General features: G+C 41.5%; 20 protein-coding genes, 1 riboswitch and 1 other annotated feature. Of the genes, 10 read left to right on the top strand and 10 right to left on the bottom strand.

The features are described from left to right. Positions 1–8 precede the first annotated feature (8 nt). The 3 genes from AC3II9_RS02835 to AC3II9_RS02825 all read left to right on the top strand — a co-directional run bounded on the left by AC3II9_RS02835 (position 9) and on the right by AC3II9_RS02825 (position 3,486). Entirely contained in the window at positions 9–884 is an 876-nt protein-coding gene (locus tag AC3II9_RS02835; RefSeq protein WP_489152954.1) for an ABC transporter ATP-binding protein, read from the top strand. Next, positions 881–1,690, top strand: coding sequence for an ABC transporter permease subunit (locus AC3II9_RS02830; RefSeq protein WP_489152953.1), 810 nt, complete (start codon positions 881–883; stop codon positions 1,688–1,690). The genes AC3II9_RS02835 and AC3II9_RS02830 overlap by 4 nt, the downstream gene beginning before the upstream one ends. Before the next feature lie 176 nt (positions 1,691–1,866). Then, positions 1,867–3,486: a long-chain fatty acid--CoA ligase gene (locus AC3II9_RS02825; protein ID WP_489152952.1), complete on the top strand. Its 1,620-nt coding sequence runs from the start codon at positions 1,867–1,869 to the stop codon at positions 3,484–3,486. Positions 3,487–3,555: 69 nt separating this feature from the next. Here AC3II9_RS02825 and AC3II9_RS02820 read toward each other — a convergent pair whose 3' ends face one another. Next, positions 3,556–4,188: a TetR/AcrR family transcriptional regulator gene (locus AC3II9_RS02820; RefSeq protein ID WP_489152951.1), complete on the bottom strand. Its 633-nt coding sequence runs from the start codon at positions 4,186–4,188 to the stop codon at positions 3,556–3,558. A 223-nt stretch (positions 4,189–4,411) separates the two neighbouring features. Between AC3II9_RS02820 and AC3II9_RS02815 the strand changes: the two genes are divergently transcribed. Next, positions 4,412–5,926 (top strand): CoA-acylating methylmalonate-semialdehyde dehydrogenase, encoded by a 1,515-nt coding sequence (locus tag AC3II9_RS02815; protein ID WP_489152950.1) that lies wholly within the window; start codon positions 4,412–4,414, stop codon positions 5,924–5,926. A 28-nt stretch (positions 5,927–5,954) separates the two neighbouring features. Then, on the top strand, positions 5,955–7,139 hold the full coding sequence (locus tag AC3II9_RS02810; RefSeq protein WP_489152949.1) for an iron-containing alcohol dehydrogenase: 1,185 nt from the start codon (positions 5,955–5,957) through the stop codon (positions 7,137–7,139). Positions 7,140–7,396: 257 nt separating this feature from the next. Here the strand turns inward: AC3II9_RS02810 and trpB (AC3II9_RS02805) are convergent, their stop codons facing one another. From trpB (AC3II9_RS02805) to AC3II9_RS02770, 8 genes are all read right to left on the bottom strand, one after another. After that, entirely contained in the window at positions 7,397–8,557 is a 1,161-nt protein-coding gene (gene trpB, locus AC3II9_RS02805) for a tryptophan synthase subunit beta (RefSeq protein WP_489152948.1), read from the bottom strand. Beyond that, entirely contained in the window at positions 8,558–9,337 is a 780-nt protein-coding gene (gene trpA, locus AC3II9_RS02800; RefSeq protein ID WP_489152947.1) for a tryptophan synthase subunit alpha, read from the bottom strand. Next, positions 9,334–10,515, bottom strand: a complete 1,182-nt coding sequence (trpB, locus tag AC3II9_RS02795; RefSeq protein WP_489152946.1) for a tryptophan synthase subunit beta — start codon at positions 10,513–10,515, stop codon at positions 9,334–9,336. The genes trpA and trpB (AC3II9_RS02795) overlap by 4 nt, the downstream gene beginning before the upstream one ends. Further along, on the bottom strand, positions 10,512–11,129 hold the full coding sequence (locus tag AC3II9_RS02790) for a phosphoribosylanthranilate isomerase (protein WP_489152945.1): 618 nt from the start codon (positions 11,127–11,129) through the stop codon (positions 10,512–10,514). The genes trpB (AC3II9_RS02795) and AC3II9_RS02790 overlap by 4 nt, the downstream gene beginning before the upstream one ends. Next, a complete protein-coding gene (gene trpC / locus AC3II9_RS02785) occupies positions 11,126–11,914 on the bottom strand; it encodes an indole-3-glycerol phosphate synthase TrpC (protein WP_489152944.1) in 789 nt (262 codons plus the stop codon). Before trpC ends, AC3II9_RS02790 begins: the two co-directional genes overlap by 4 nt. Continuing rightward, positions 11,911–12,948, bottom strand: a complete 1,038-nt coding sequence (gene trpD / locus AC3II9_RS02780; RefSeq protein WP_489152943.1) for an anthranilate phosphoribosyltransferase — start codon at positions 12,946–12,948, stop codon at positions 11,911–11,913. Before trpD ends, trpC begins: the two co-directional genes overlap by 4 nt. Before the next feature lie 5 nt (positions 12,949–12,953). Continuing rightward, the gene (locus AC3II9_RS02775; protein ID WP_489152942.1) at positions 12,954–14,132 is read right to left on the bottom strand and encodes a chorismate-binding protein; all 1,179 of its coding nucleotides are present in this window, start codon (positions 14,130–14,132) and stop codon (positions 12,954–12,956) included. A 57-nt stretch (positions 14,133–14,189) separates the two neighbouring features. Beyond that, positions 14,190–14,396: a binding site (T-box leader), on the bottom strand. A 188-nt stretch (positions 14,397–14,584) separates the two neighbouring features. Continuing rightward, on the bottom strand, positions 14,585–15,067 hold the full coding sequence (locus AC3II9_RS02770) for a QueT transporter family protein (RefSeq protein ID WP_489152941.1): 483 nt from the start codon (positions 15,065–15,067) through the stop codon (positions 14,585–14,587). Between the two features lie 7 nt (positions 15,068–15,074). After that, a riboswitch (PreQ1 riboswitch) is annotated at positions 15,075–15,119 on the bottom strand. A gap of 546 nt (positions 15,120–15,665) precedes the next feature. Here AC3II9_RS02770 and AC3II9_RS02765 point away from each other — a divergent pair. From AC3II9_RS02765 to AC3II9_RS02750, 4 genes are all read left to right on the top strand, one after another. Beyond that, the gene (locus AC3II9_RS02765; protein ID WP_489152940.1) at positions 15,666–16,679 is read left to right on the top strand and encodes an ABC transporter substrate-binding protein; all 1,014 of its coding nucleotides are present in this window, start codon (positions 15,666–15,668) and stop codon (positions 16,677–16,679) included. Positions 16,680–16,701: 22 nt separating this feature from the next. Next, entirely contained in the window at positions 16,702–17,733 is a 1,032-nt protein-coding gene (locus AC3II9_RS02760) for an ABC transporter permease (protein ID WP_489152939.1), read from the top strand. Then, on the top strand, positions 17,726–18,520 hold the full coding sequence (locus AC3II9_RS02755) for an ABC transporter ATP-binding protein (protein WP_489152938.1): 795 nt from the start codon (positions 17,726–17,728) through the stop codon (positions 18,518–18,520). Before AC3II9_RS02760 ends, AC3II9_RS02755 begins: the two co-directional genes overlap by 8 nt. Positions 18,521–18,821: 301 nt before the next feature. Continuing rightward, positions 18,822–19,070 (top strand): nuclease-related domain-containing protein, encoded by a 249-nt coding sequence (locus AC3II9_RS02750; protein WP_489152937.1) that lies wholly within the window; start codon positions 18,822–18,824, stop codon positions 19,068–19,070. A 214-nt stretch (positions 19,071–19,284) separates the two neighbouring features. Here AC3II9_RS02750 and ilvA read toward each other — a convergent pair whose 3' ends face one another. Next, complete coding sequence (gene ilvA / locus AC3II9_RS02745; RefSeq protein ID WP_489152936.1) at positions 19,285–20,550, bottom strand: threonine ammonia-lyase IlvA; 1,266 nt, start codon at positions 20,548–20,550, stop codon at positions 19,285–19,287. Between the two features lie 247 nt (positions 20,551–20,797). On the opposite strand from ilvA, the gene AC3II9_RS02740 reads away from it, so the two are divergent. Continuing rightward, on the top strand, positions 20,798–22,432 hold the full coding sequence (locus AC3II9_RS02740) for a YceG family protein (protein WP_489152935.1): 1,635 nt from the start codon (positions 20,798–20,800) through the stop codon (positions 22,430–22,432). The last annotated feature ends 45 nt before the right edge of the window (positions 22,433–22,477 follow it).

The following is a 22,477-nucleotide window of genomic DNA, read 5'->3' as shown; positions in this document are numbered from 1 at the left end:
GATTGTGTATGGATGCGATTCAAATCCGTCAGTTAAAAAAGTGTTATGGGAAAAATCAGGCGGTTGAAAATGTGACGTTTTCTGTACAGGAGGGGGAGATTTTCGGGTTTGTGGGACCGAATGGCGCGGGCAAATCGACGATGATCCGTATGCTATTAAATTTTATCTTTCCAACTGGGGGGCATGCGACGATTAGAGGGAAGGATATTATAAAGGAAAGTAACGAGATTAAAAGATTCACAGGCTATGTACCAAGTGATGTACGGTTTTACGGAAATATGACGGTTCACGATTTAATCAAGGTAAGCAATGGTTTTTACGATCAAGCTTATATGGAAGAAACAGCGAGACTTTGTGAGCTGTTTGACTTAGATCAAACGAAAAAGTTTGATGAGCTTTCAACTGGCAATAAGAAAAAAGTGGCGATTGTCTGTGCGTTGGCTGTAAAACCAAGCGTATTAATTTTAGATGAGCCAACAAATGGGCTTGATCCAATTATTCAAAAACGATTATTTGTAGAACTAAAAAAGCAAGCCGAAAAAGGTGTTGCCATCTTACTTTCCAGTCACAATCTGAGCGATGTGCAAGAATATTGTGACCGGGTTGGTTTTATTAAACACGGAAAAATGGTTGCTATTACCGATTTAAAAGAAATGGGTCATCCAAGAAAAATCATTACCACTTGGGGCGGCAAAGAAATATCACATAAAGAGATGAAGTTGATCGAGCAGAAGGACGAGAAACGAGTGTACCGCTATGAAGGAGAGAATCATTTAGTACCGCTTCCATTATTACAACAAGCAGCATGCGATGACTTTACAATTGAACATGAAAGTTTAGAAGACCGATTTATGCATCTGTATGAAAAGGAGGCAGGGCAATGAAGGTATTTCAATTAGAATTAAGAAATACATGGAAGAGTACGTTCGTATGGACGGTTGTCCTCAGTAGCATGATCTTTTTACTGCTTGCCTTTTTCCCCTCGATGCAAACAGAGTCAATGAAGGAACTGGCAGGCGCGAAAATGGAAGGCTTAGACCCGAAATTACTAGAAGCGTTTGGGTTGGCGGAACTGACCGACTTTACAATCATCACGAACTACTTTGGTTACGTGCTACAATACTTAACGTTAGCGATCATGGTGTATGTCTGCCAATCCGCAGTTCTGTTTTTAGTGAAAGAAGAAACAGATGGGACGATTGAATTTTTATATAGTAAGCCGATTTCCCGAAACGCAATATTTACACAAAAGGCACTGGCTCATATCGTTTCTTACGTAGCTATGCTCATCGTTCTTTGGCTCATAACGGTCATTGGCTATCTATCTTTTAGCGACTATAATTACGTGGAAAGTATGAAGGAAGTAGGGGCTCTTTATAGTGCCATTCTGTATGTTGGTCTTGTATTTATGGCGGTCGGCTTTCTATTATCCGTATGTTTAAAAAACAGTAAAGGTGCGACGGGCGTAGTGATAGCCATCGTGTTCGGCTCGTTTATTTTAGGCATCATAAGTACAGTAGTGGATGCTTTACAGTTCTTATACTATGTATCGCCTATGGACTGGATTAAAACGCAAAAGCTCATGACAGATGGCATTCTTTTAGAAGAATGGGTGATCGGTCTAGTAATCATTGTTTTTTGTCTCATAGCGACAAAAGAAATGTATAAAAGAAAGGATTTGCGCTTGTAATAGTTCTGGGCAGTTCAGTTTACAGTCGGAAAAAACGGTAGCAAACGCGCTACCGTTTTTTAGTTTATCTAAGAGCTATTTTTTGCTAGAAATAGAAGATTATTTACTTATTCGAGTATAATGTATTAAAATTAAGGTGTTGGGAAAAATTTCATGTACAGAAGGGGAAGATGGTTATGATGCAAACACCGCTGTTATTAGTGGACATGTTCAAACGTGCAGAAACATACTATGCACATAAACAAATTATTTCACGAACAAGCGATACAATGGTTCATCGCCTCACGTATGGAGAATGGGCAAAGCGTACGCGTAAATTAGCACATGCACTCACAAAGCTGGGGATGAAAAAAGGGGATAAAATCGCTTCGTTTGCATGGAATCAACATCGCCATTTAGAAGCATATTTCGCTGTACCATGTGCAGGGGCATGCTTACATATGGTAAACATCCGTTTATCACCGGAGCATGTTTCATTCATTATTAATCATGCAGAAGATAAAATATTAATCATTGATGAAGACTTAGTACCAATCATTGAATCAATACAAGATGAGCTAAAAACGGTCGAGCATTTTATTATTATGGCAGATGGGGAACTGCCACACACGACATTACCGAACGCTTTCAGCTATGAAGAGCTACTGGCGGAAGCGGATGAGACATTTGAGTTCCCCACAGACTTAGATGAAAATATGCCAGCTGGTATGTGCTATACAAGTGCCACGACAGGCAATCCAAAAGGCGTTGTGTACACACAGCGCTCAATAGTGCTTCATTCGATGATGCTGTCGATGGCCGATTCGATGGCTATTTCAGAGCGTGACGTCATTATGCCGATTGTGCCAATGTTCCACGTAAATGCGTGGGGGATGCCATTTGCGAGTGTGAATGTGGGGGCAACACAAGTTTTAATTGGCCCACAATTTACACCTGCATTAATTGTAGACTTTATCGAACAAGAAGGTGTCACAAAAACAGCGGGCGTACCAACGATTTGGCTTGGGGCAGAGCAGGAGCTCGAGAAGAAACCACGCGATTTAAGCTCACTCCATACTATTTTTGCTGGCGGTTCCGCTTCACCAAAAGCGTTAATTCGTCATTTTGAAGAGAAATACGGTGTGAATTATGTTGTTGTATACGGGATGACAGAAACATCCCCAATCGTGGCACTATCCAACTATTTAAGCAAAATGGATGATTGGGCTATTGAAGACAAAATCGAAGCGCGCGCAACGCAAGGCTTAACGATGCCATGTATCGAATCGAGCATTGTCAATGAAGATGGGGAGGTACCGTGGGACGGTGAGACGATGGGCGAATTACGCCTACGTGGCCCATGGATTGCGAGCGAATACTTCCGTGACGAACGTACAACAGATGCGATGAAGGACGGCTGGCTGTACACAGGTGATATCGCCGTTCGTTCGAAAGAGGGCTTCATTAAAATTACAGACCGCACGAAGGATTTAATCAAATCTGGTGGGGAGTGGATTTCGTCTGTCGATTTAGAGAACGGATTAATGTCGCACCCAGAAGTATTTGAAGCAGCCGTTATTGCTATCCCACATCCGAAATGGCAGGAGCGCCCACTTGCTTGTGTCGTGGTGAAGGAAGGATCTACCGTGACAAAAGAGGAGTTAATGACGTATTTAGAAGGGCAGTTTGCGAAATGGTGGATGCCAGATGATATCGTCTTCTTAGAGGAGATTCCAAAAACATCTGTCGGGAAATTCCTAAAAGCGAAACTGCGTGAAAATATTCAAGAAATTTATCCGCAGCTACAACTCGGATAATGACCGTTTATCACCAATTAACTGGGCACAACCAACCGCCAAGTAGGTAAAATATAAAGGAGTTAACGATTATTCAATAAAATCGCTAACTCCTTTTTTATGTTTTAATCCTTCGAGCATCACAGCGGTGAACACCCGCATTTCGTTCACTAAATCAAATGTCTCATTATGAATGAGCCAGTCATACACATTGGCGCGCATACAACGCTGAATCATGGACTTCATTTCGTCTATCGTCAGATCTTGTCTAAACTCACCAGATGCAAAGCCTTCCTCCATATACCGATTAATAATTTGAAAAATTTTACGCTCAGAACTAATTAAGTAATGATCTTGCTTTACGTGACTGGTCATCGCAGCTGTATACACCGTTCTTAATACATCTTTCCCGACTACGTGAAGCAGATAGCGCATTTGCTCTTCGTAAATGATTAAAATTTTTTTGATAGCGGGCAGTGTTGGATCAATATTTTTCTCTACTGTATCGTAAAATGAATCGAACTGTTTAAATTTTTCCAAAATGACATCGTATTTTGAAGGGAAATGAGTATAAAACGTCCCTTTTGATACAGCACATGCTTTTGTAATTTGTTCAATCGATACATGCTCGAAGCCATATGTCCCAAAAAGCTCGAGCGATTTATTCAATAATTTTTCACGTGTTTCAAGTGCTTTTCGTTGGCGTTCTGTTAAATGTTCCACCCAATCGCTCCTTTACTCTCTTTACAATTATCGACAAAAAAACAGAATAAAATAGAAAAAATAGCCGTTGACGGGATTTCACTTCGTACATTATGATTTAAGTGACTGCGGTCATCGAAATTTTGTTTTTATTATCTTACGACAAAATAGGAAGACTGACTAGTTATTTTTTGCTTAGTCTTAGGGGATTTTCACTTCAATCATAATTAAGGGGGATTTATGCATGCCAACAGCACAAGAAGTAAAAACGTTAACGCATTTCATCGGTGGGGAAATGGTGGAAGGAACGAGTGGACGATACGGTTCGGTGTACAATCCAACAACAGGAGAGGTCATTGCACAAGTACCGTTAGCGACAGCGGAAGAAACACGTGAAGCAATCGCTAAAGCACAGGCTGCATTCCCACAGTGGCGCGATGTGTCCGTCGCAAAGCGTGCGGAAATCGTCTTAAAGTTCCGTAACCTGTTAACGGAAAATACAGATAAATTACTAGAACTAATTTGCACAGAAAGCGGTAAAACAATCGAAGATGCAAAAGGGGAAATTACGCGCGGTATTGAATCGGTGGATCTTGCAATTGGTGCACCGCATTTAGTAAAAGGGGAGTATTCGGTCAATGTTGGTGGAGGAATTAACGCATACTCAGCGAAATATCCGCTAGGTGTTGTTGCGGCTATTTCACCATTTAACTTCCCAATTATGGTGCCACTTGCACAAACGAGCATGGCTGTCGCCGTAGGCAATGCGGTTATTTTAAAGGCATCAGAAAAAGTACCGATGACCGCGCTATTTGTGAGCGAACTATGGAAAAAAGCAGGATTACCAGATGGCATTTGGACAGTCGTGAATGGCGATAAAGAAGCGGTAAATGAATTATTAGAAAACTCTAACGTCCAAGCGATTTCATTTGTTGGTTCCACACCAGTCGCTAAATATATTTATGAAACAGCAGCGAAATACGGGAAGCGTGTGACAGCTCTTGGTGGTGGTAAAAACAATATGGTCGTGATGCCGGATGCCGATTTAGAGCAAGTAGCAGACGCATTTATTGGAGCTGCTTACGGTGCTGCTTCACAACGCTGTATGGCCCTTTCGACAATTATGCCTGTTGGTGAGGAAACAGCAGAGCGCCTTGTAGAAATTTTAAAACGCAAAATTGATGGACTGAAAGTGGGCGCCTATACAGAGCCTGATACAAACTTTGGTCCAGTCATTTCACAGCAATCAAAAGATATGGTGTTAGCAGCGATTAAGCGCGGTGAAGAAGAAGGGGCAGTCGTTGTATGTGATGGGCGCGAGTTAGAAATTGTGAAAGAGTCCAATGGCTTCTTTATTGGTCCTACGTTATTTGACCATGTTAAACCGGGTACGGAAATTTACGAACAAGAAGTATTTGGTCCTGTACGCAATGTCGTACGTGTTCACTCACTAGAGGAAGCAATCCAGTTAATTAATGAACATGAGCTCGGAAATGGTGTCACAATTTTCACAAATGATGGAGCGGCGGCGCGCAAATTTACAACAGAAATTGAAGTCGGTATGGTCGGAGTGAATGTGCCGATTCCAATTCCAGTGGGCTATCATAATTTTGCAGGCTTTAAAGGTTCTCGTTTTGGTGAAGGGCATATGTTTGGGCCAGACCAAGCACGCTTCTTTACAAAAACAAAAACGATTTCTGAACGCTGGGCAGCACCTGTCACGAATACATCAACATTTGCCTTCCCAAGTAATAGCTAAAGTCTTTATCAAAATGGGGGATCTGGACATGATTCAAACAAAAACGACTTTTACAGTATACTCACCACCCACTGTAGTTTATGGACGCCATGCTTTTGAAGAGGTAGGGGTACAGGCGAAAAAGCTAGGTACAAAGGCGCTGATTGTGAGCGATCCGATTATGGATCGTTTAGGCTTCGTCGACCAATGTCGCGTCTTATTGAAGGAGCAAGGGGTAGAAGCGGTTTCGTATTTAGGGGTAACATCGGAACCCGTTGATACGTATGTCACAGAAGCTTTAGATGTATTGCAGCAGTCCGCATGTGACATCATCATTTCGCTTGGTGGTGGAAGCTGCATCGATACAGCGAAGGCCGTGGCGGTTGTCGCAACAAATGGCGGCTATATCGGGGACTATATGAATTTAAAAAAGGTAGCAAGTGAAGAGCCCGTTCCGCATATGGCCATTCCGACAACAGCCGGTACAGGTTCAGAGGCAACGAATGCAACAGTCATTACAGATACGACGAATGATATCAAAATGATGATTAAGCAGCCGGCCTTTATGCCCAATGTGGCGATTGTGGACCCGGTGTTAACATTAACATCACCACCATCCATTACAGCGGCAACCGGAATCGATGCATTAAGTCATGCGGTGGAAAGCTATTTATCTCGACTTGCCCACCCGTATACAGATATGCTTGCCTTATCGGCGATGAAGTTAATCGTGGAAAATATGCTGACAGTGTATGAAGACGGGGATCATATAGATGCACGTGAGGCGATGGCTCTTGGTTCTCTGCAAGCGGGCTTAGCGTTTTCCAATGCATCTGTCGCATTAGTGCATGGGATGTCGCGTCCAATTGGCGCACTATTCCACGTACCACACGGCATTTCGAATGCGATGCTACTACCGACAGTGCTTGACTATTCAAAGGATACTTGCATAGATCGCCTAGCAGATTTAGGTACATTTTTTAATACGGAAGGGCTCAGCATGACGCAAGCAGAACTAGCCGATTTTGCGATTGAGTCAATCAAGGTGTTATGTAAAAAGATGGGCATCGGTAACTTAAAAGAGTGGGGCATTGAGGAACAGGCATTTTACGAGGCGATTCCGAAAATGACAACGGATGCGCTAGCAAGCGGTAGCCCAGGCAACAACCCGAAAGTACCGACACATGAAGAACTAATGGCTCTGTACAAAGTAGCGTATCATTATGAGTTTTAATCGTTTGTAATAATAAAGAATCTTCTCTCCAGTTACAGGAGGGGGATTCTTTTTTTGTTCATTTTATAAGGGAAACGGGTAAATAGGAAGGGGGGAGCAAAACCTGACTGTATCCGAGCAAAAGCCCGCGTTGAACGGTCAAAAAGCCGCGGTATCCGGGCAAAACGAGGCAGTATCCGGTCAAAACCCCCGGCGCGAGCAAAAACCAACAAAAAAAGATCCGCTCAAAATTGAGCTGGATCTTTTCGCATGTTACTTTACTTCTTCAACATCTCAAATACTTGTTCAACGTCCTTATCACCACGACCTGAAATGTTGATGATAATACTATCTTCTGGGGATAGTGTCGGTGCTAATTTTAATGCATGGGCTACCGCATGCGAAGATTCTAATGCTGGAATAATGCCTTCCACCTTCGATAACGTTTGGAAGCCTTCCAGTACTTCTTCATTTGTTACGGCTACATATTCAGCGCGACCCGTCGTTTTTAAATAGCTATGTTCAGGGCCAACACCAGGATAATCAAGACCTGCTGCGATTGAATACGTTGGCAGTGGATTGCCTTCTTCGTCTTGCAGTACTAAGCAACGGAAGCCGTGTAAATCACCAGGTGTACCGTATGCCATTGTCGCTGCTTTATCTGGCTCAATACCAATTAATCGAACGTCTTCGTCATCGATGTATTCAGCAAAAGCACCAATGGCATTACTACCGCCACCAACGCAAGCGAGTACCGCAGTTGGCAGTTTACCTTCCTTCGCTAAATGCTGCGCTTTCGATTCTTTTGAAATAACGGATTGGAAGTGCTTCACCATTGTCGGGAATGGGTGAGGACCAACCGCTGATCCGAGTAAATAGAATGTATGTTCATAGTTTTCCACAAGGTCTGCAAACGCTTCATCGACGGCATCTTTTAGACGGCCTTGCCCTTTATCAACCGCTACGACTTTTGCGCCTAACAGCTCCATACGGAATACGTTTAGTGCTTGACGTTTTGTATCCTCAGCGCCCATGTAAACTGTACAGTCCATGCCGAACATCGCACAGACAGTCGCTGTTGCTACCCCGTGTTGACCTGCACCTGTTTCGGCAATGATGCGTTTGGCACCCATGCGTTTCGCAAGTAAAATTTGCCCTAATACGTTGTTAATTTTATGTGAGCCTGTATGATTTAAATCTTCACGCTTTAAATAAATTTTTGCGCCGCCACACTGTTTCGTTAAGTTTTCAGCAAAATAAAGCGGAGATTTACGTCCTACATATTCTTCGAAATAGTAGTTTAACTCTTGGTTGAAGTCTTCATCATCTTTATACTTCTCAAAGTTTTCCTCTAAAATATCTAATACTTTTTGTAACTCTGGCGGTACTTGACTACCACCAAATTCACCAAAATAGCCACGTTGTTTTGTTGCTTCCATTTACTTTACCTCCATTTGTTTAGATGCTTTTATAAGTTGCTCAATTGTGTCCCAGTCGTCATTCGCTAAAGCGTCTACAATTTTACTACCAACGATGACTCCGTCGCTAAATGCACCAAAATTAGCAACGTGTTCGGGTGTCGAAATACCGAACCCAGCTAAAACAGGGATAGCACTGTATGATTTTAATTGTGCAAAATGCGTAGCTAAATTGCTAGCGAAATCGGCACGTGCACCTGTAATGCCGTTTACTGTTACCGCATAAATAAAGCCTTCACTTGCTTTCGCTAGTTTGGCAATACGTTCTGGCGGGCTTGTTAAAGAGACAAGCTGTACAAGCGAGATGCCTGCTGCACGAAGCTCTTCATGAATAATAGTACTTTCCTCGAGTGGCATATCAGGTACGATTAATCCACGAATACCTGCCTCATACGCATCACGTGCAAAGGCTGTCACCCCGTAAGCTAAAATAGGGTTTAAATATGTCATCGCAACAAGTGGAATTGTGACTTCAGCTGCAAATTCCTTTAATGTCGCTAATACATTGCGTAAGTTCGTACCGTTTGCGAGTGCACGTTCACCAGCTTCTTCAATTGTAGGACCGTCTGCCACAGGGTCTGTAAACGGGATACCGACTTCAATAGCCGTCACGCCAAGCTCTTGTAAACGTAGAATCGTATGACGAAGCGCTTCGAGTCCACCATCACCCGCCATAATATAAGGAACAAATGCCTGATCACCCCGCGCATTTACTTGTTCAATTGCTTGTTGTAATGTCATTGCACCTGTCCTCCCATTGCGTCGATTAATGTGTGTACGTCTTTGTCACCACGTCCTGATAAACAAACGACGATGATGTCATCTTTTGTCATAGTTGCTGCTAGCTGTGATGTGTAGTAAATGGCATGTGCACTTTCTAATGCAGGTAAAATGCCTTCTGTCGCACAAAGGAGTTTCACGCCTTCCAGTGCTTGTTGATCTGTCACCGCATCATAGGTTGCACGACCAATATCCGATAAATAGCAATGCTCTGGACCGACAGCAGGGTAGTCAAGACCTGCTGAAATGGAATGTGCCTCTTGGACAAAACCATTTTCATCTTGAAGTAGGTACATGTATGCCCCGTGTAATACGCCTTTTTGTCCGCCAGCAATGGCCGCAGCATGCTTACCTGTTTTAATCCCACTACCTGCTGCTTCTACTCCGACTAATTTCACATCGTGGTCTTCAACGAACGGGTAGAACATACCAATTGCATTACTACCACCGCCCACACAAGCGACGACCGCATCGGGTAGGCGACCTGCTTGTTCTTGAATTTGTGCGCGTGACTCATCCCCAATGACGCGTTGGAAATCACGTACAATCGTTGGGAATGGGTGAGGACCTAAAGCTGACCCTAAAATATAGTGTGTATCTTCAACATGTGTCACCCAGTGACGAAGCGCTTCGTTTACCGCATCTTTTAATGTAGCCGAGCCTTTTTCCACTGCGACTACTTTCGCCCCAAGAAGCTCCATACGGAATACGTTGAGTGCTTGGCGTTTCACATCTTCAGCACCCATATACACGATACATTCAAGGTTGAGCAGGGCACACGCTGTAGCTGTTGCTACTCCGTGTTGACCAGCACCTGTTTCAGCGACGATTTTCTTTTTCCCCATACGAATGGCAAGAAGTGCCTGCCCAAGTGCATTATTGATTTTGTGTGCCCCTGTATGGTTCAAATCTTCTCGCTTTAAATAAATTTTTGCACCGCCACATTTTTCCGTTAAACGCTCAGCGAAATAAAGCGGTGTTTCACGCCCTACATAGTTTTTTAAGTAGTAATGTAACTCCTCAGTAAAAGTAGGGTCTTGCTTTGCTTCGTTGTAGGCTTTTTCAAGCTCGATTAATGGGGTCATTAAAGTTTCCGGTACGAATTGTCCGCCGTATGCCCCGAAACGTCCTGTTGTCATAGTGTTTTCGCTCCTTTAGCTGCTTGTAAAAAACTTTGGATTAACGCATGATTTTTCACACCATCTTGCTCGACACCACTTGACACATCAACGCCAAATGGTTGCACAAGCTGAATGGCCTCGGCGATATTGGCAGGGTTTAGTCCACCTGCTAAGATGACTTTTTCACGTGGAATATTCGATTGTTCAAGTAATGACCAATCAAACGTATGCCCGCTACCACCACGGTAATCTGTACCAGGTGCATCAAATAAGTAATAATCGACAGCATAGCTCGCTGCCGTTGCGACATCTTCCTGAGTGCGAATAGAAAATGCTTTAATGGCAGGTAGTCCGATTTGTTGAATGAACGCATTTGTTTCATCGCCGTGATATTGAATGTAATCAAGGGGTACTTTTTCGTATACCTCTTTTAAAAAGCCTTCATCCGCATTGACAAAGACCCCGACCTTTTTCACGTTTTCGGGAATGTACTTGGCTAAAGTTTGTGCCTGTTCGATTGTCACTTCACGTTTACTTGGCGCAAAGACGAAGCCAATGAAATTTGCCCCTGCATCGACAGCTGTTTGTACGTGCTCTGGTTCCTTTAATCCGCAAATTTTGACGAATGTCATTGTGCCTCGCCAACTTTCAGCTCGATTTGTAATGATTGCAGGTCTGCTACAACATTGCCGCTGCGCATTAACGATTCGCCCACTAAGACTGCTTTCGCTCCGTAGCTCGCGACAAGTGTGGCATCCTGTTCATTCCAAATGCCACTTTCAGAAATGAATGCAATATCGTTACGGTTAAATGCACGAGCAATCGTTTCTGTTTGCTTTAAATCGACTTCAAATGTTTTTAAGTTCCGGTTATTCACACCGATAATACGTGCATCAATCGCTAAGGCACGCTCTAATTCTGCTACGTCATGTACTTCTACGAGCACTTCCAGTCCGTGTTGACTTGCGTATTGATGCAGTCTAGCTAATGCTTCATCTGTTAAAGCCGCCACGATGAGTAAAATAACGGAAGCGCCGGCTGCTTTCGCATAATCGATTTGCACTTCATCGATAATGAAATCTTTACATAATACAGGTATGTTCACAGCATTTGCGACGGCATGTAAATCTTCATAAGAGCCTTTGAAATATTTGCGCTCTGTTAAGACCGAGATACAAGCAGCTCCTGCTTTTTCGTATTGTGTTGCTTGCTCGACTGGTTCAATATGTGTCGCAATATCGCCCTTTGAAGGAGAGGCACGCTTCATTTCTGAAATCACTTGCAGACGGTTTGCACGAATCAGCGTTTCATAAAGAGACGGGCGCTGTTTTTCTACCGTTTTAAATTGTGGTGTATTTGCTTTTAAGCCCGGTAATTCTGTTTTTTTATGGTCAAGGATTTGATCTAAAATCGTCATGTATTGGCACCTGCTTCCTTCATTTTTTGGCTATATGCGACAACGGCATGGAGTTTATCCATTGCACGTCCTGAGAAAATACTGTCCTTCGCCATCTCAATGCCTTCTTTCATCGTTTCTGCTAAGCCGTAAGCAAAAAAGCCGATTCCCGCATTTAACACAACCGTGTCAAAGTAGGCGCTTTGTTTGCCCGCAAGTAGCTCGCGTAAGATGACGGCATTTTCCTCTGCATTTCCGCCGCGAATTGCTTCAAGTGGCTGCGGTGTTAACCCAACATCCTCAGCGCGGAGTTTAAACGGTAAAATATCGCCGTGATCGAGTAAGACAAATGTATTTTCCCCTTCGAGTGAGGCCTCATCCATCCCGCGAGCCCCCGATACAACCATTGCCCGCTTGCGACCAAGCATATGCAGTACTTGTGCATAATCTGTTGTAAATTCAGGGCGGTTAATGCCGACAAATTGTGTTTGTAATGGGACGGGATTTGTAAGCGGACCAACCATATTAAAAATCGTCGGCTTGCCAATTGCGCGTCGTACTTCACCGATACGCCCTAGCTTTGGATGCATATTCGGTGCATGTAAAAAGGCAATTCCTTCTTGTGTTAATAATTCGGTTGTTTGTTCAAGATTGGATAAAAGCCCGATTCCAAGTGCTTCTAATACATCTGAGCTGCCAGATAAGCTTGAAACTTTTCGGTTCCCATGTTTTGCGACAAGCAGTCCACCACCAGCTAGGACGAATGCAGCGGTTGTGGAGATATTAAAGCTTTGTAACCCATCGCCACCTGTACCACAGTTATCGATGTAAATGCCTTCAGGTACATCTACTTGCACAGCATGCGACCGCATCACAGAAGCAAGGCCAGCTATTTCATGGGCTGTTTCACCTTTTGCACGTAATGCGAGAAGAAAGTTTGCGATCTGTTCTTTTGGCGTTTCTTCATTGAAAACAAGTTGCGCGGCTTGCACCATTTCACCTAATAGTAAGTTTTCACCGCTTGTGACACGCGTTGTGTAGACTTGTAAAGTCATCGTATTCATCCTTTCTTCACTTGCAAAAGTGCCTGTGTTTGTTGATATAGCTCTTGCGGATTACTATTTGCTGTAACCGTCGCACCGATTTCTGTTGTTGCTTGCTCGTGTTGTAAAAGCATTGTACGAGAGGCTAAGGCAAAGTCAATTTGACCGTTAAAGCCGATATAACCGATTGCCCCACCATAAAGCGCGCGCTGTTCAGGCTCGATTTCTTGAATCGCTTGTAGGGCTACCTTTTTTGATTTTCCTGTTACACTATCTGCAGGTAATAAATGCGTTAATGCATCAATCGCGTGCAAAGTAGGGGAGAGGATACCGGAAGCTGTATGCCCATCATATTGAAGTGATTCTTTTACAGAAATGGCTTCAATATCTGTTGCGGTTGTTGTTTTTAATTTTCCGTCATATACCGTCACAATACTTTCTGGCGACGCACCAATCACTGTATGGTCATCAAATTCGATATAGTATAAATAAGGGGAAGGCAGTTTCACACGTAAATCACGATAGAGGGAAAATGCATCCCCTGAGAACTCCGCTTGCAGTTTTCGTGACAGGACGATTTCCGTTGCTTCTCCTTCTACCATCACGTCTTGTGCCTTTTTTACTTGTGCTTCAAATTGGGCTAGTGTCGTTTGTTCTGTGAATTCACCCATTGAAAATTCAGTTTGCGAGATTGCTGTTCCGTTTAAAATTTGGTCAATGATGTCGTCGATATTGGGCTCTTTTATTTCTGCATCGATGTTTGTATGGACGATTGTGAATTCATCTGTTACATGATCAAAAATTACAATGGTGTCATATACATGGAAATTGACAGCTGGAATCGTGCTTTGTTCACGGTTGAAGCGAATATAACCGATTGCCCCGCCTGTGAATGGATATTCTGTGTGATTCGAAACACGTGGCATGACCTGCTTTAATGAACGCACTAAATCCCCTTCGTAGCTGTAAGACTGTCCTGTTAGATGCGAATTTTCTGTTAATGTTGTATTTGATCCTGTGTATGTTTTGCGTGGGTTCGCCCCGATAAATGAATAGCGTCCTGTCGTTTCGTGCTTCGCTGAACTTTCCAATAAAAATTTTCGTGTCCCTTGTAGGCGATTGAAAATTAATACAGGTGTTAAACAATCGCCATTTACTCTTTTAATCGTCGTACGTAATGTGTGTTTAATCAACATCCTCACTCCACTCTTGTAAAATAAAAAAGTCCTCTACAAAAAGCATAAATACTTTTTGTAGAGGACGATATAAACCGCGTTGCCACCTCAAGTTGAAGCTAAAAAGCTCCCATCTCGAATCTCTTAACGTGAGATATCCCGTTCGCCAACTTATGCTAGCGACTCTCATAAGGCCCATTCACAAGTGAAAATGACACGTTCCCACCAACCACGTGCTCTCTAAACATTTTGCTGCTTGCTACTCTTCTTATTCATCAATTTGCTCAGCTATTCTTCACTCTGCTCGTATGGCGATTACAGCTACCCATAATCTTCAACCAACCCGAACAATATAACTACTGTCATTGTACGGGGAAAATAATAATAAGTCAATATTTTCAGAAAATAATAATATGCAAGAATGCTATCCACAAAAAAATCGAGCGGCACAGTCACCGCTCGATTGAAAAATTTTAAATTAAATTTTTGAAATTTAAACGCTTATTTAATAGGTACATAATCGGTGCACCTACTGCCAATACGACAAATTCACCCGCAGCTACGGTTAACCATGTCCAGAAGAAAGGTAGCTCTAGTGCGAGATTTAATTCGAAGGCAATAATAAACATTGTAAATGTAAATAGGAGCGTATTTAATACTAAACGTACTATAATATTTTTCACAAATTTACAAATCAATACAAAAATTGAAATCGTAATGATGGAGTGTGCAACACCGAAAATAAGGTCATACAATCCTAATGGTGAAAACATGTTAGAAATAAATACTCCTAGTATAATCCCGATTGAAAAACGAGGATTAAATGCTACTAAATGATTGAATATTTCAGAAATACGGAACTGCACTTCTGTAAATCCAAACGGTGCAACGAGCATTGTCACAGCAATATAAAGCGCTGCAATAATCCCTGTCGTTGCCATAAATTTAACCTTCATATTTATATTCCTCCTAGTTTTTTTACGTGGGATGGTTTCGAACCACGGCGACTTAGCACGAAGTAATATTTTAGTATAATAGATGGCTATCGTCAAATATCTTATAAATCGGAATAGATAAATAGTAAAGAATATTTGAGATGTATGATTCATTAGGCGTTTGTGCTGATCATGCTATACGCCATGTGTGAATAAAATCATTCTCTTAAAAGGGAGGGCGTGATGTAACTGAAAATAGCATTCATTCTAAAGGGATTTAGAAAATGTACATTCCACAACAATAGAACCCTTTCCGCACGTAAAAGAAAGTCTCTTTTTTAAGTCTGCCTTCCCCATCGAACTAGACTTAAATACTAGATAACAACAATTAATTATTAGAAAATTGCTAGAAGTATTTTTGATATTTACATGATAAATAACTCATCAATTTAGCGCTTTAAAGCGTAAAAATATCCGAAAGTAGATTTCTATTATTTAGAAAATTCATAATGTTATTGACTGTCAGATAATATGAGTGTAAGATAGCGGTACATTCATACTTTGCTAAGTTGAATCGGCAAAGTGCAAATAGATAAATAGTTCTAGGGGGATAACAGAAATGGCTATTACTTTGAAAAAGTTTTCATTTTTATCGTCAGCAGCGTTAGCATTAATGCTTGCGGCATGTAACAGTGACGACACAAGCTCGTCGGATGCATCAACAGGTTCATCAGGTGGTGATGCGGCACCGGAAGAAACATACGTAATCGGTGTGACACAAATTGTTGAGCATCCATCATTAGATGCGGCATATGAAGGGTTCCAAAAAGCACTTGAAGATGCTGGGCTAGATGTAGAGTATCAATACAATTCAGCAAGTGGTGATACAAGCCAGACTGTAACAATTGCACAAAAGTTAGTAGGGGACGGAGTAGATTTAATTTTTGCGAACTCAACACCTTCAGCGCAAGCAGCAAAATCAGCAACAGCTGATATTCCAATTGTCTTCACATCTGTAACAGATGCAGTGGGGGCAGAGTTAATCGCTTCTATGGAAGCACCAGGTGGCAATGTGACAGGTACTGTCGACTTACACCCAGATACAATCGCTAATACAGTGAAGTTCCTAAAAGAGGAGCTAGGTGCGAAAAAGGTTGGGACAGTATATAACACAGGTGAGCAAAACTCTGTTGCACAAGTGGAGCAAGTAAAAGCTGCATTGGAAGCACAAGGGTTAACGCTTGTTGAAGCAGCAGTATCGGCTTCAACTGAAGTAAAGCAAGCGACAGAATCATTACTTGGTAAAGTAGATTCTTTATACATTATTACAGATAACACGGTTGTAAACGCACTTGAATCAGTTATCGATGTAGCTAATACAAATCAATTACCGTTAATCGTTGGCGAGCTAGACTCTGTAGCACGTGGCGGATTAGCAGCTTACGGGTTTGAATATTACGATATCGGTTATGAGGCGGGACAAAAGGCTGCTGAAATTTTAAAAGATGGTAAATCAGCTGGCGAGATTCCAGCGACATATCCAGGTAACTTAAAGCTTGCAATCAATAAAGCAACTGCAGACAATTTAGGCCTTAAAATTAAAGATACTTGGAATGCAGAAGTAATCGAATAAATAACTTAGGAGATGATTCAATATGTTTACAGCTCTATTCGGTTCTGTTGAGCAAGGAATCATCTATGCAATTATGGCACTCGGGGTGTACTTAACATTCCGAGTGTTAGATTTTCCGGATTTAACGGTTGATGGAAGCTTTGTTACAGGGGCGGCAACAGCAGCGGCAATGATCGTGCTGGGCTACAACCCTATCATAGCTACATTAGTCGCGATAGTAGCTGGATTTATTGCAGGATGTATGACAGGACTTTTACACACAAAAGGAAAAATAAATCCACTGCTTTCAGGGATTTTAATGATGATTGCCCTATATTCCATTAATCTTCGAATTATGGGTACAACAAAGGAAAGCGCGACAGGTATTTCCAATGTTCCTTTATTAACAACCGATACGCTCTTTACACAGTTCCAAAGCTTTTGGGCTGGATTAGGAATTGATGACGCTATTAACGATATGTTGGGCGGGATGGGGCTTACGTCACTTCCATCAACATATGGGACCATTTTAGTCGTATTAATTATTACAATAGCAATCAAATTAATCGCTGATTGGTTCTTAAAAACAGAGGTCGGTTTAGCTATTCGTGCTACGGGTGATAACAAACGTATGATTCGTAGTTTTTCGGCAAATACAGATTCACTTATTATTCTGGGCCTTGGTTTATCGAATGCGATGGTCGCTTTTGCAGGTGCATTAATCGCGCAATACTCGAAGTTTTCTGACGTTCAAATGGGTGTCGGAATGATTGTAATTGGTCTTGCTTCTGTCATTATTGGGGAAGCTATTTTCGGTACAAAGACAATTGTACGTACTACGTTTGCGGTTGTCATAGGGGCCATTATTTACCGTATCATTTATGCGTTTGCTCTTCGTGTGGAATTTTTAGATACAGGGGATATGAAGCTAATTACAGCTGCAATTGTTATTTTAGCGTTAGTCATTCCACAAATTATCGATAAGCAAAAAGAGAAAAAACGAAAAGCAAGACGTATTGCAGAGCGTAAATCTTCAGTACGAACAGTAGAGCAAGGAGGGGAGCCACTTGCTTAAATTAGATGGTATTAACAAAATTTTCAATGAAGGTACACCAGATGAAAAGGTGGCTTTAGATCACATTAATTTGCATTTAGCACCTGGTGATTTTGTGACGATTATCGGGAGTAATGGTGCAGGGAAATCAACGATGATGAATATGATTTCCGGTGCATTGACGCCGGACATTGGTACCGTATCGATTAATGGCAATGATGTGACGCGCTTACCAGAATATAAACGCTCACATTTTATCGGTCGCGTATTCCAAGATCCGATGGCCGGTACAGCACCATCGATGACGATTGAAGAAAATTTAGCGATTGCTTATTCGCGCAATGCAAAGCGTACCCTCCGTTTTGGTGTCGATAAGAAGCGACGCGATTACTTTAAAACATCACTTGAGCGTTTAGGGCTAAATTTGGAGAATCGGTTATCTGCAAAAGTCGGTTTACTTTCAGGTGGTGAGCGACAAGCGTTATCACTGTTGATGGCGACATTTACGAAACCATCTATTTTATTGCTAGACGAGCATACCGCAGCACTTGATCCGTCTCGCGCAGATTTGATTACACGTTTAACGAAGGAACTTGTAGAAGCTGATAATTTAACAACATTGATGGTTACACACAATATGCAACAGGCACTGGACCTTGGCAATCGCCTCATTATGATGGATAAAGGGCAAATTATTTTACAGGTCGGTGCGGATCGTAAACCAGATTTAACGATTCCAGATTTAATGGCAGAGTTCGAACGTATTCGTGGCGAGAAAATGAACTCAGACCGTGCATTATTAGGTTAATATTGGGAGGCAATGCTGCCTTGGTGGCATTGTCTTTTTTTGTCGTGTTTTAATCTATTACCCAGGAAATAAAATTCACCAAATTACGAGTTTGGTGAATTTTGTTATTTTCATTGGAAAAAGAATCCCGCCTTTTCTATACTCCAAAGTAAGGAGGGGGATGGATGATTATCTTCAATAGAAGTGTGTCAGAAAAATTGAGGAAACTGCAATGTGCGATGAGAAGAGGATTTTCGGAATTAGAAGATGAGTTGCTTAAAATAGAAGCTAGGTATGCGGGAGAACAGTATGTAGATTTGCGTTGGCAAGATATGAATATGCATTATTCCACGATTACTCATTCGATCTCAATGGTTTTTCTTATCAGGTTGATACCGTTTTTGTATGTAAGCAGTTTATGTTAATCATTGAAATTAAAAATATTATAGTCGAAATTCATTTCGATGAAGAAAAGCACCAGTTTATTAGAATAAAGCAAGATGGAAAGGTAGAAGGATTTAGAAACCCAATCGATCAAGTAAAACGCACGTGTCAGCCCTTCACCAGTTAATCGGGGGAGTCCTTACCAATAGAATATGCCGTTATTTTCTCAAATAGTAAAGCTATCATTGGAAGGGCGTCGTTATCGAATCGCTGATATTTTTGAAAAATCGCCGATAAGTGAAGTGAATTCGCTGATATATCACAGAAATCGCTGATAACTCAGGAAAAAACGCTGATAAAAACCCGCGCATTACTCAAATGCGCGGGTTTCTACGTGGTATTTACACTAACAGCCCAAATAGTGTACTGTCTTTGTTTACTTCTTTATATTCAAATCCGTTTGCTTTCATGCGTTGGAGTAGCTCAGGGTAATCTGCGCGGTCGAGTACTTCGATACCGACTAATGCAGGACCGCTTTCTTTATTGTTCTTTTTTGTGTACTCGAAATGCGTAATATCATCCGTTGGGCCAAGTACTTCCGTTAAGAATTGGCGAAGTGCTCCCGCACGTTGTGGGAAGTTGACGATAAAATAGTACAGTAACCCTTCATATAATAACGATTTTTCTTTAATTTCTTGCATACGACCGATATCGTTATTCCCACCTGAGATAATGACAACGACCGATTTTCCACGAATTTGATCTGCATAGAAATCCAGTGCAGCGACCGGTAATGCCCCAGCAGGCTCTGCAATAATCGCATGTTTATTATATAAATCTAAAATTGTTGTACATACTTTTCCTTCTGGTACAAGCACCATATCATCTAAATAACGCTGACATACATTGTATGTTTCTTGGCCGACACATTGTACGGCAGCACCATCCACGAACTTATCAATCCAATCCAGTGTCACAGGACCACCTTGTTCCATAGCCGCTTTCATACTACCAGCGCCAGCAGGTTCTACCCCAATGACTTTTGTATGTGGAGATAGATTTTTTACGTAGGCGGATACACCAGACATTAAACCACCACCGCCAACACTACCGAAAATGAAATCGATTGGCTCCTCGATATCATTCATCACTTCTACCGCTACGGAACCTTGACCCGCCATGACATCCATATCGTCAAATGGGTGAATAAAAATCATATCGTGTTCTTCACAATATTCAAGTGCACTTGCTGCTGAATCATCAAATGTATCACCTGATAAAATGATTTCCACGAATTCGCGACCAAACATGCGCACTTGTCCGATTTTTTGTTTCGGTGTTGTTTTTGGCATGAAAATTTTTGCGTGAATTTTTAAGTGTGCACATGCATAAGCTACACCTTGTGCATGATTGCCTGCACTGGCACAAACAACGCCTTTTTCGCGTGCCTCTGCTTCGATCTTTTTAATTTTATAGTAAGCGCCACGTAGCTTAAATGAGCGCACGTGTTGCAAGTCTTCTCGTTTGAAATAAATTGTTGCGCCGTACTTTTCCGATAAATAATCATTTTTTTGAAGTGGCGTATGAACGACGACATCTTTTAAAAAATGATGTGCGATTAATACGTTCTCGACCGCCACGGTTTTTGGTTGAGCAACTTCTTCCATATTATATGTAACCTCCGTTATTGAAAAACATTGACTAATTCTATCATAAAATACAGACGAAATGTTATTAATATTTCATTTATTCTAAAAATTAAAGAAAATGTCACAATGAAAGCGTTATCTCTTTCAGGACAAGGGTTAAAGCCCAAATCATGCGCTATTTTTAAAAAAAGAGTAATTCATATTCTTAAGATGTGAAATAACGTATAATTTAAGGAACTATTTGTTAAATGAAGGGGTGAGCATAGTGATTGTATTGCAACCACTAGATTTGACCGATGCTTTAGAGCAACAATGGGAAAGCGTCATTACGCAGCCGCTACAAGTAAGACCTATGTATGAAAAAAGAGGGGAAAGTATTCGATATACGCGTATCGCCCAAACAATGCTCGGTGTTTTTGATGATGAACATACGATGAAGGAATATTTATATAACTTACAAGCATTGCCGATTGGCTGGACACGACTATTTGACGGGTTGCCAAAAACAATAGATGCACAAACAAGAACAGAAATTATTAATATTTTGCAAATACATAAGCAAGCTCCGTTATCGCTCAACCGCATGTTGGCGTTTTTTGTCGCAAAGCAATTGCTTCCGTTAATACAGACGGATTATAAAGACCAAATGATGCAAGCTTTTAAAGCATGGTTAGAGTTAATCGATCACAAGTATCCTCATTTAGCACATCCGAACTTACAGCGAATTGTGTTAGATTTCGTGAAGTGGTCTAAGCATTACTTCCCGCTTTGGCTAGAGGAGACACGTTATGAAGTGCAGATGCCGAAAATTTTATGGTATGGCCCAATGACAGAAAGTGAAGCATACTTTATGTATTTCTTGTACTTATTTGGTTGCGACATTGTTATCTTTGAGCCTACTGGGGAAGACCCAATGGCCAAGTATGGGCTACACGGTCTACCGGTCACAAAGCTTGCTGCAACATGCGACTTATTTGAGTTTCCATATGAAAAACCATTACAAGTACAAACAGTCACTGCCCGAACGTATGAAAATATAAAACAAAACTTCTATGAATCGTCGAAAATTAATTATCCGTGGAAATACATGGAGCATGAACCAAGGGCTATTTTGTTAAATACAACGTACGATGAAATGTTCATTTTAAGTGAGGCAAAGCTTGAACATCGCGAAGGGTTCGATGCAGATGAACAATATGTATATTTACCGGTCCTTTTTGGGAAAATCGATGGTGTATCCGCGGATATGCGGGAATATGCAAATCAACTAAAACGATTAAAAGCAAGCGCGCTATCGTATGTGGAGCATACGTTTCCACTCATCGAACCACAGCGAGCAAATATGCAGTTTTATGTGCAAGATGCGAGTATAAACGGTGAACTTGATGCCGAAAAAATGATTCAAATGGTGAACTGGCCGTATAAAGATTTACCCATCCCTAATCAGCGAAATATCGCTAAAACATTAATCCGTTTAATAGACATGCAAATCATTCAACGTCTGCCACACGAAACAGATGTCGATTATAAAGGATTCATCATGGGGCAGCTTTTCAAAATCCCGACTGAAATACTGAAGCTGTATCGTCAGTTTGACTATAGCTATGAAAATCCGAAGTATATTCTCTTTATAGAAGAAGATGCCAAGATGCAACGTACCGATGCATTGTTTTTAGTGTTTCTTGCATTTTTAGGGTTTGATGTGTTCATTTTCTCTCCAGGTGGCGGGAATAATATTGAATTATTTTTAGCAGAGCCAATTGTCATGACACACCGTCTTGAAAAAATTGAGTTTCATTTAACATTAGACGATGTATTTGTCGAAACAACACAATCAACGAAAAATAAGCGCATGTCATTAAAAAATATTTTCAATCGTATTAAGCGAAGAGATTTTTAAGTGGGCGCATTAATTGGAAAAAAATTTTTGAGATGTTAATATTTA

The organism is Lysinibacillus sp. RU7 (genome assembly GCF_057837305.1).
Note: the sequence above shows the minus strand (reverse complement) of the source record. Positions and strands in the feature narration are given on the sequence as shown.

Excerpts from the sequence above, each read along its gene's own strand:
- AC3II9_RS02835 (WP_489152954.1), top strand. The coding sequence starts at position 9 with ATGGATGCGATTCAAATCCGTCAGTTAAAAAAGTGTTATGGGAAAAAT.
- AC3II9_RS02830 (WP_489152953.1), top strand. The coding sequence starts at position 881 with ATGAAGGTATTTCAATTAGAATTAAGAAATACATGGAAGAGTACGTTC.
- AC3II9_RS02825 (WP_489152952.1), top strand. The coding sequence starts at position 1,867 with ATGATGCAAACACCGCTGTTATTAGTGGACATGTTCAAACGTGCAGAA.
- AC3II9_RS02815 (WP_489152950.1), top strand. The coding sequence starts at position 4,412 with ATGCCAACAGCACAAGAAGTAAAAACGTTAACGCATTTCATCGGTGGG.
- AC3II9_RS02810 (WP_489152949.1), top strand. The coding sequence starts at position 5,955 with ATGATTCAAACAAAAACGACTTTTACAGTATACTCACCACCCACTGTA.
- trpB (WP_489152948.1), bottom strand. The coding sequence starts at position 8,557 with ATGGAAGCAACAAAACAACGTGGCTATTTTGGTGAATTTGGTGGTAGT.
- trpA (WP_489152947.1), bottom strand. The coding sequence starts at position 9,337 with ATGACATTACAACAAGCAATTGAACAAGTAAATGCGCGGGGTGATCAG.
- trpB (WP_489152946.1), bottom strand. The coding sequence starts at position 10,515 with ATGACAACAGGACGTTTCGGGGCATACGGCGGACAATTCGTACCGGAA.
- AC3II9_RS02790 (WP_489152945.1), bottom strand. The coding sequence starts at position 11,129 with ATGACATTCGTCAAAATTTGCGGATTAAAGGAACCAGAGCACGTACAA.
- trpC (WP_489152944.1), bottom strand. The coding sequence starts at position 11,914 with ATGACGATTTTAGATCAAATCCTTGACCATAAAAAAACAGAATTACCG.
- trpD (WP_489152943.1), bottom strand. The coding sequence starts at position 12,948 with ATGACTTTACAAGTCTACACAACGCGTGTCACAAGCGGTGAAAACTTA.
- AC3II9_RS02775 (WP_489152942.1), bottom strand. The coding sequence starts at position 14,132 with ATGTTGATTAAACACACATTACGTACGACGATTAAAAGAGTAAATGGC.
- AC3II9_RS02770 (WP_489152941.1), bottom strand. The coding sequence starts at position 15,067 with ATGAAGGTTAAATTTATGGCAACGACAGGGATTATTGCAGCGCTTTAT.
- AC3II9_RS02765 (WP_489152940.1), top strand. The coding sequence starts at position 15,666 with ATGGCTATTACTTTGAAAAAGTTTTCATTTTTATCGTCAGCAGCGTTA.
- AC3II9_RS02760 (WP_489152939.1), top strand. The coding sequence starts at position 16,702 with ATGTTTACAGCTCTATTCGGTTCTGTTGAGCAAGGAATCATCTATGCA.
- ilvA (WP_489152936.1), bottom strand. The coding sequence starts at position 20,550 with ATGGAAGAAGTTGCTCAACCAAAAACCGTGGCGGTCGAGAACGTATTA.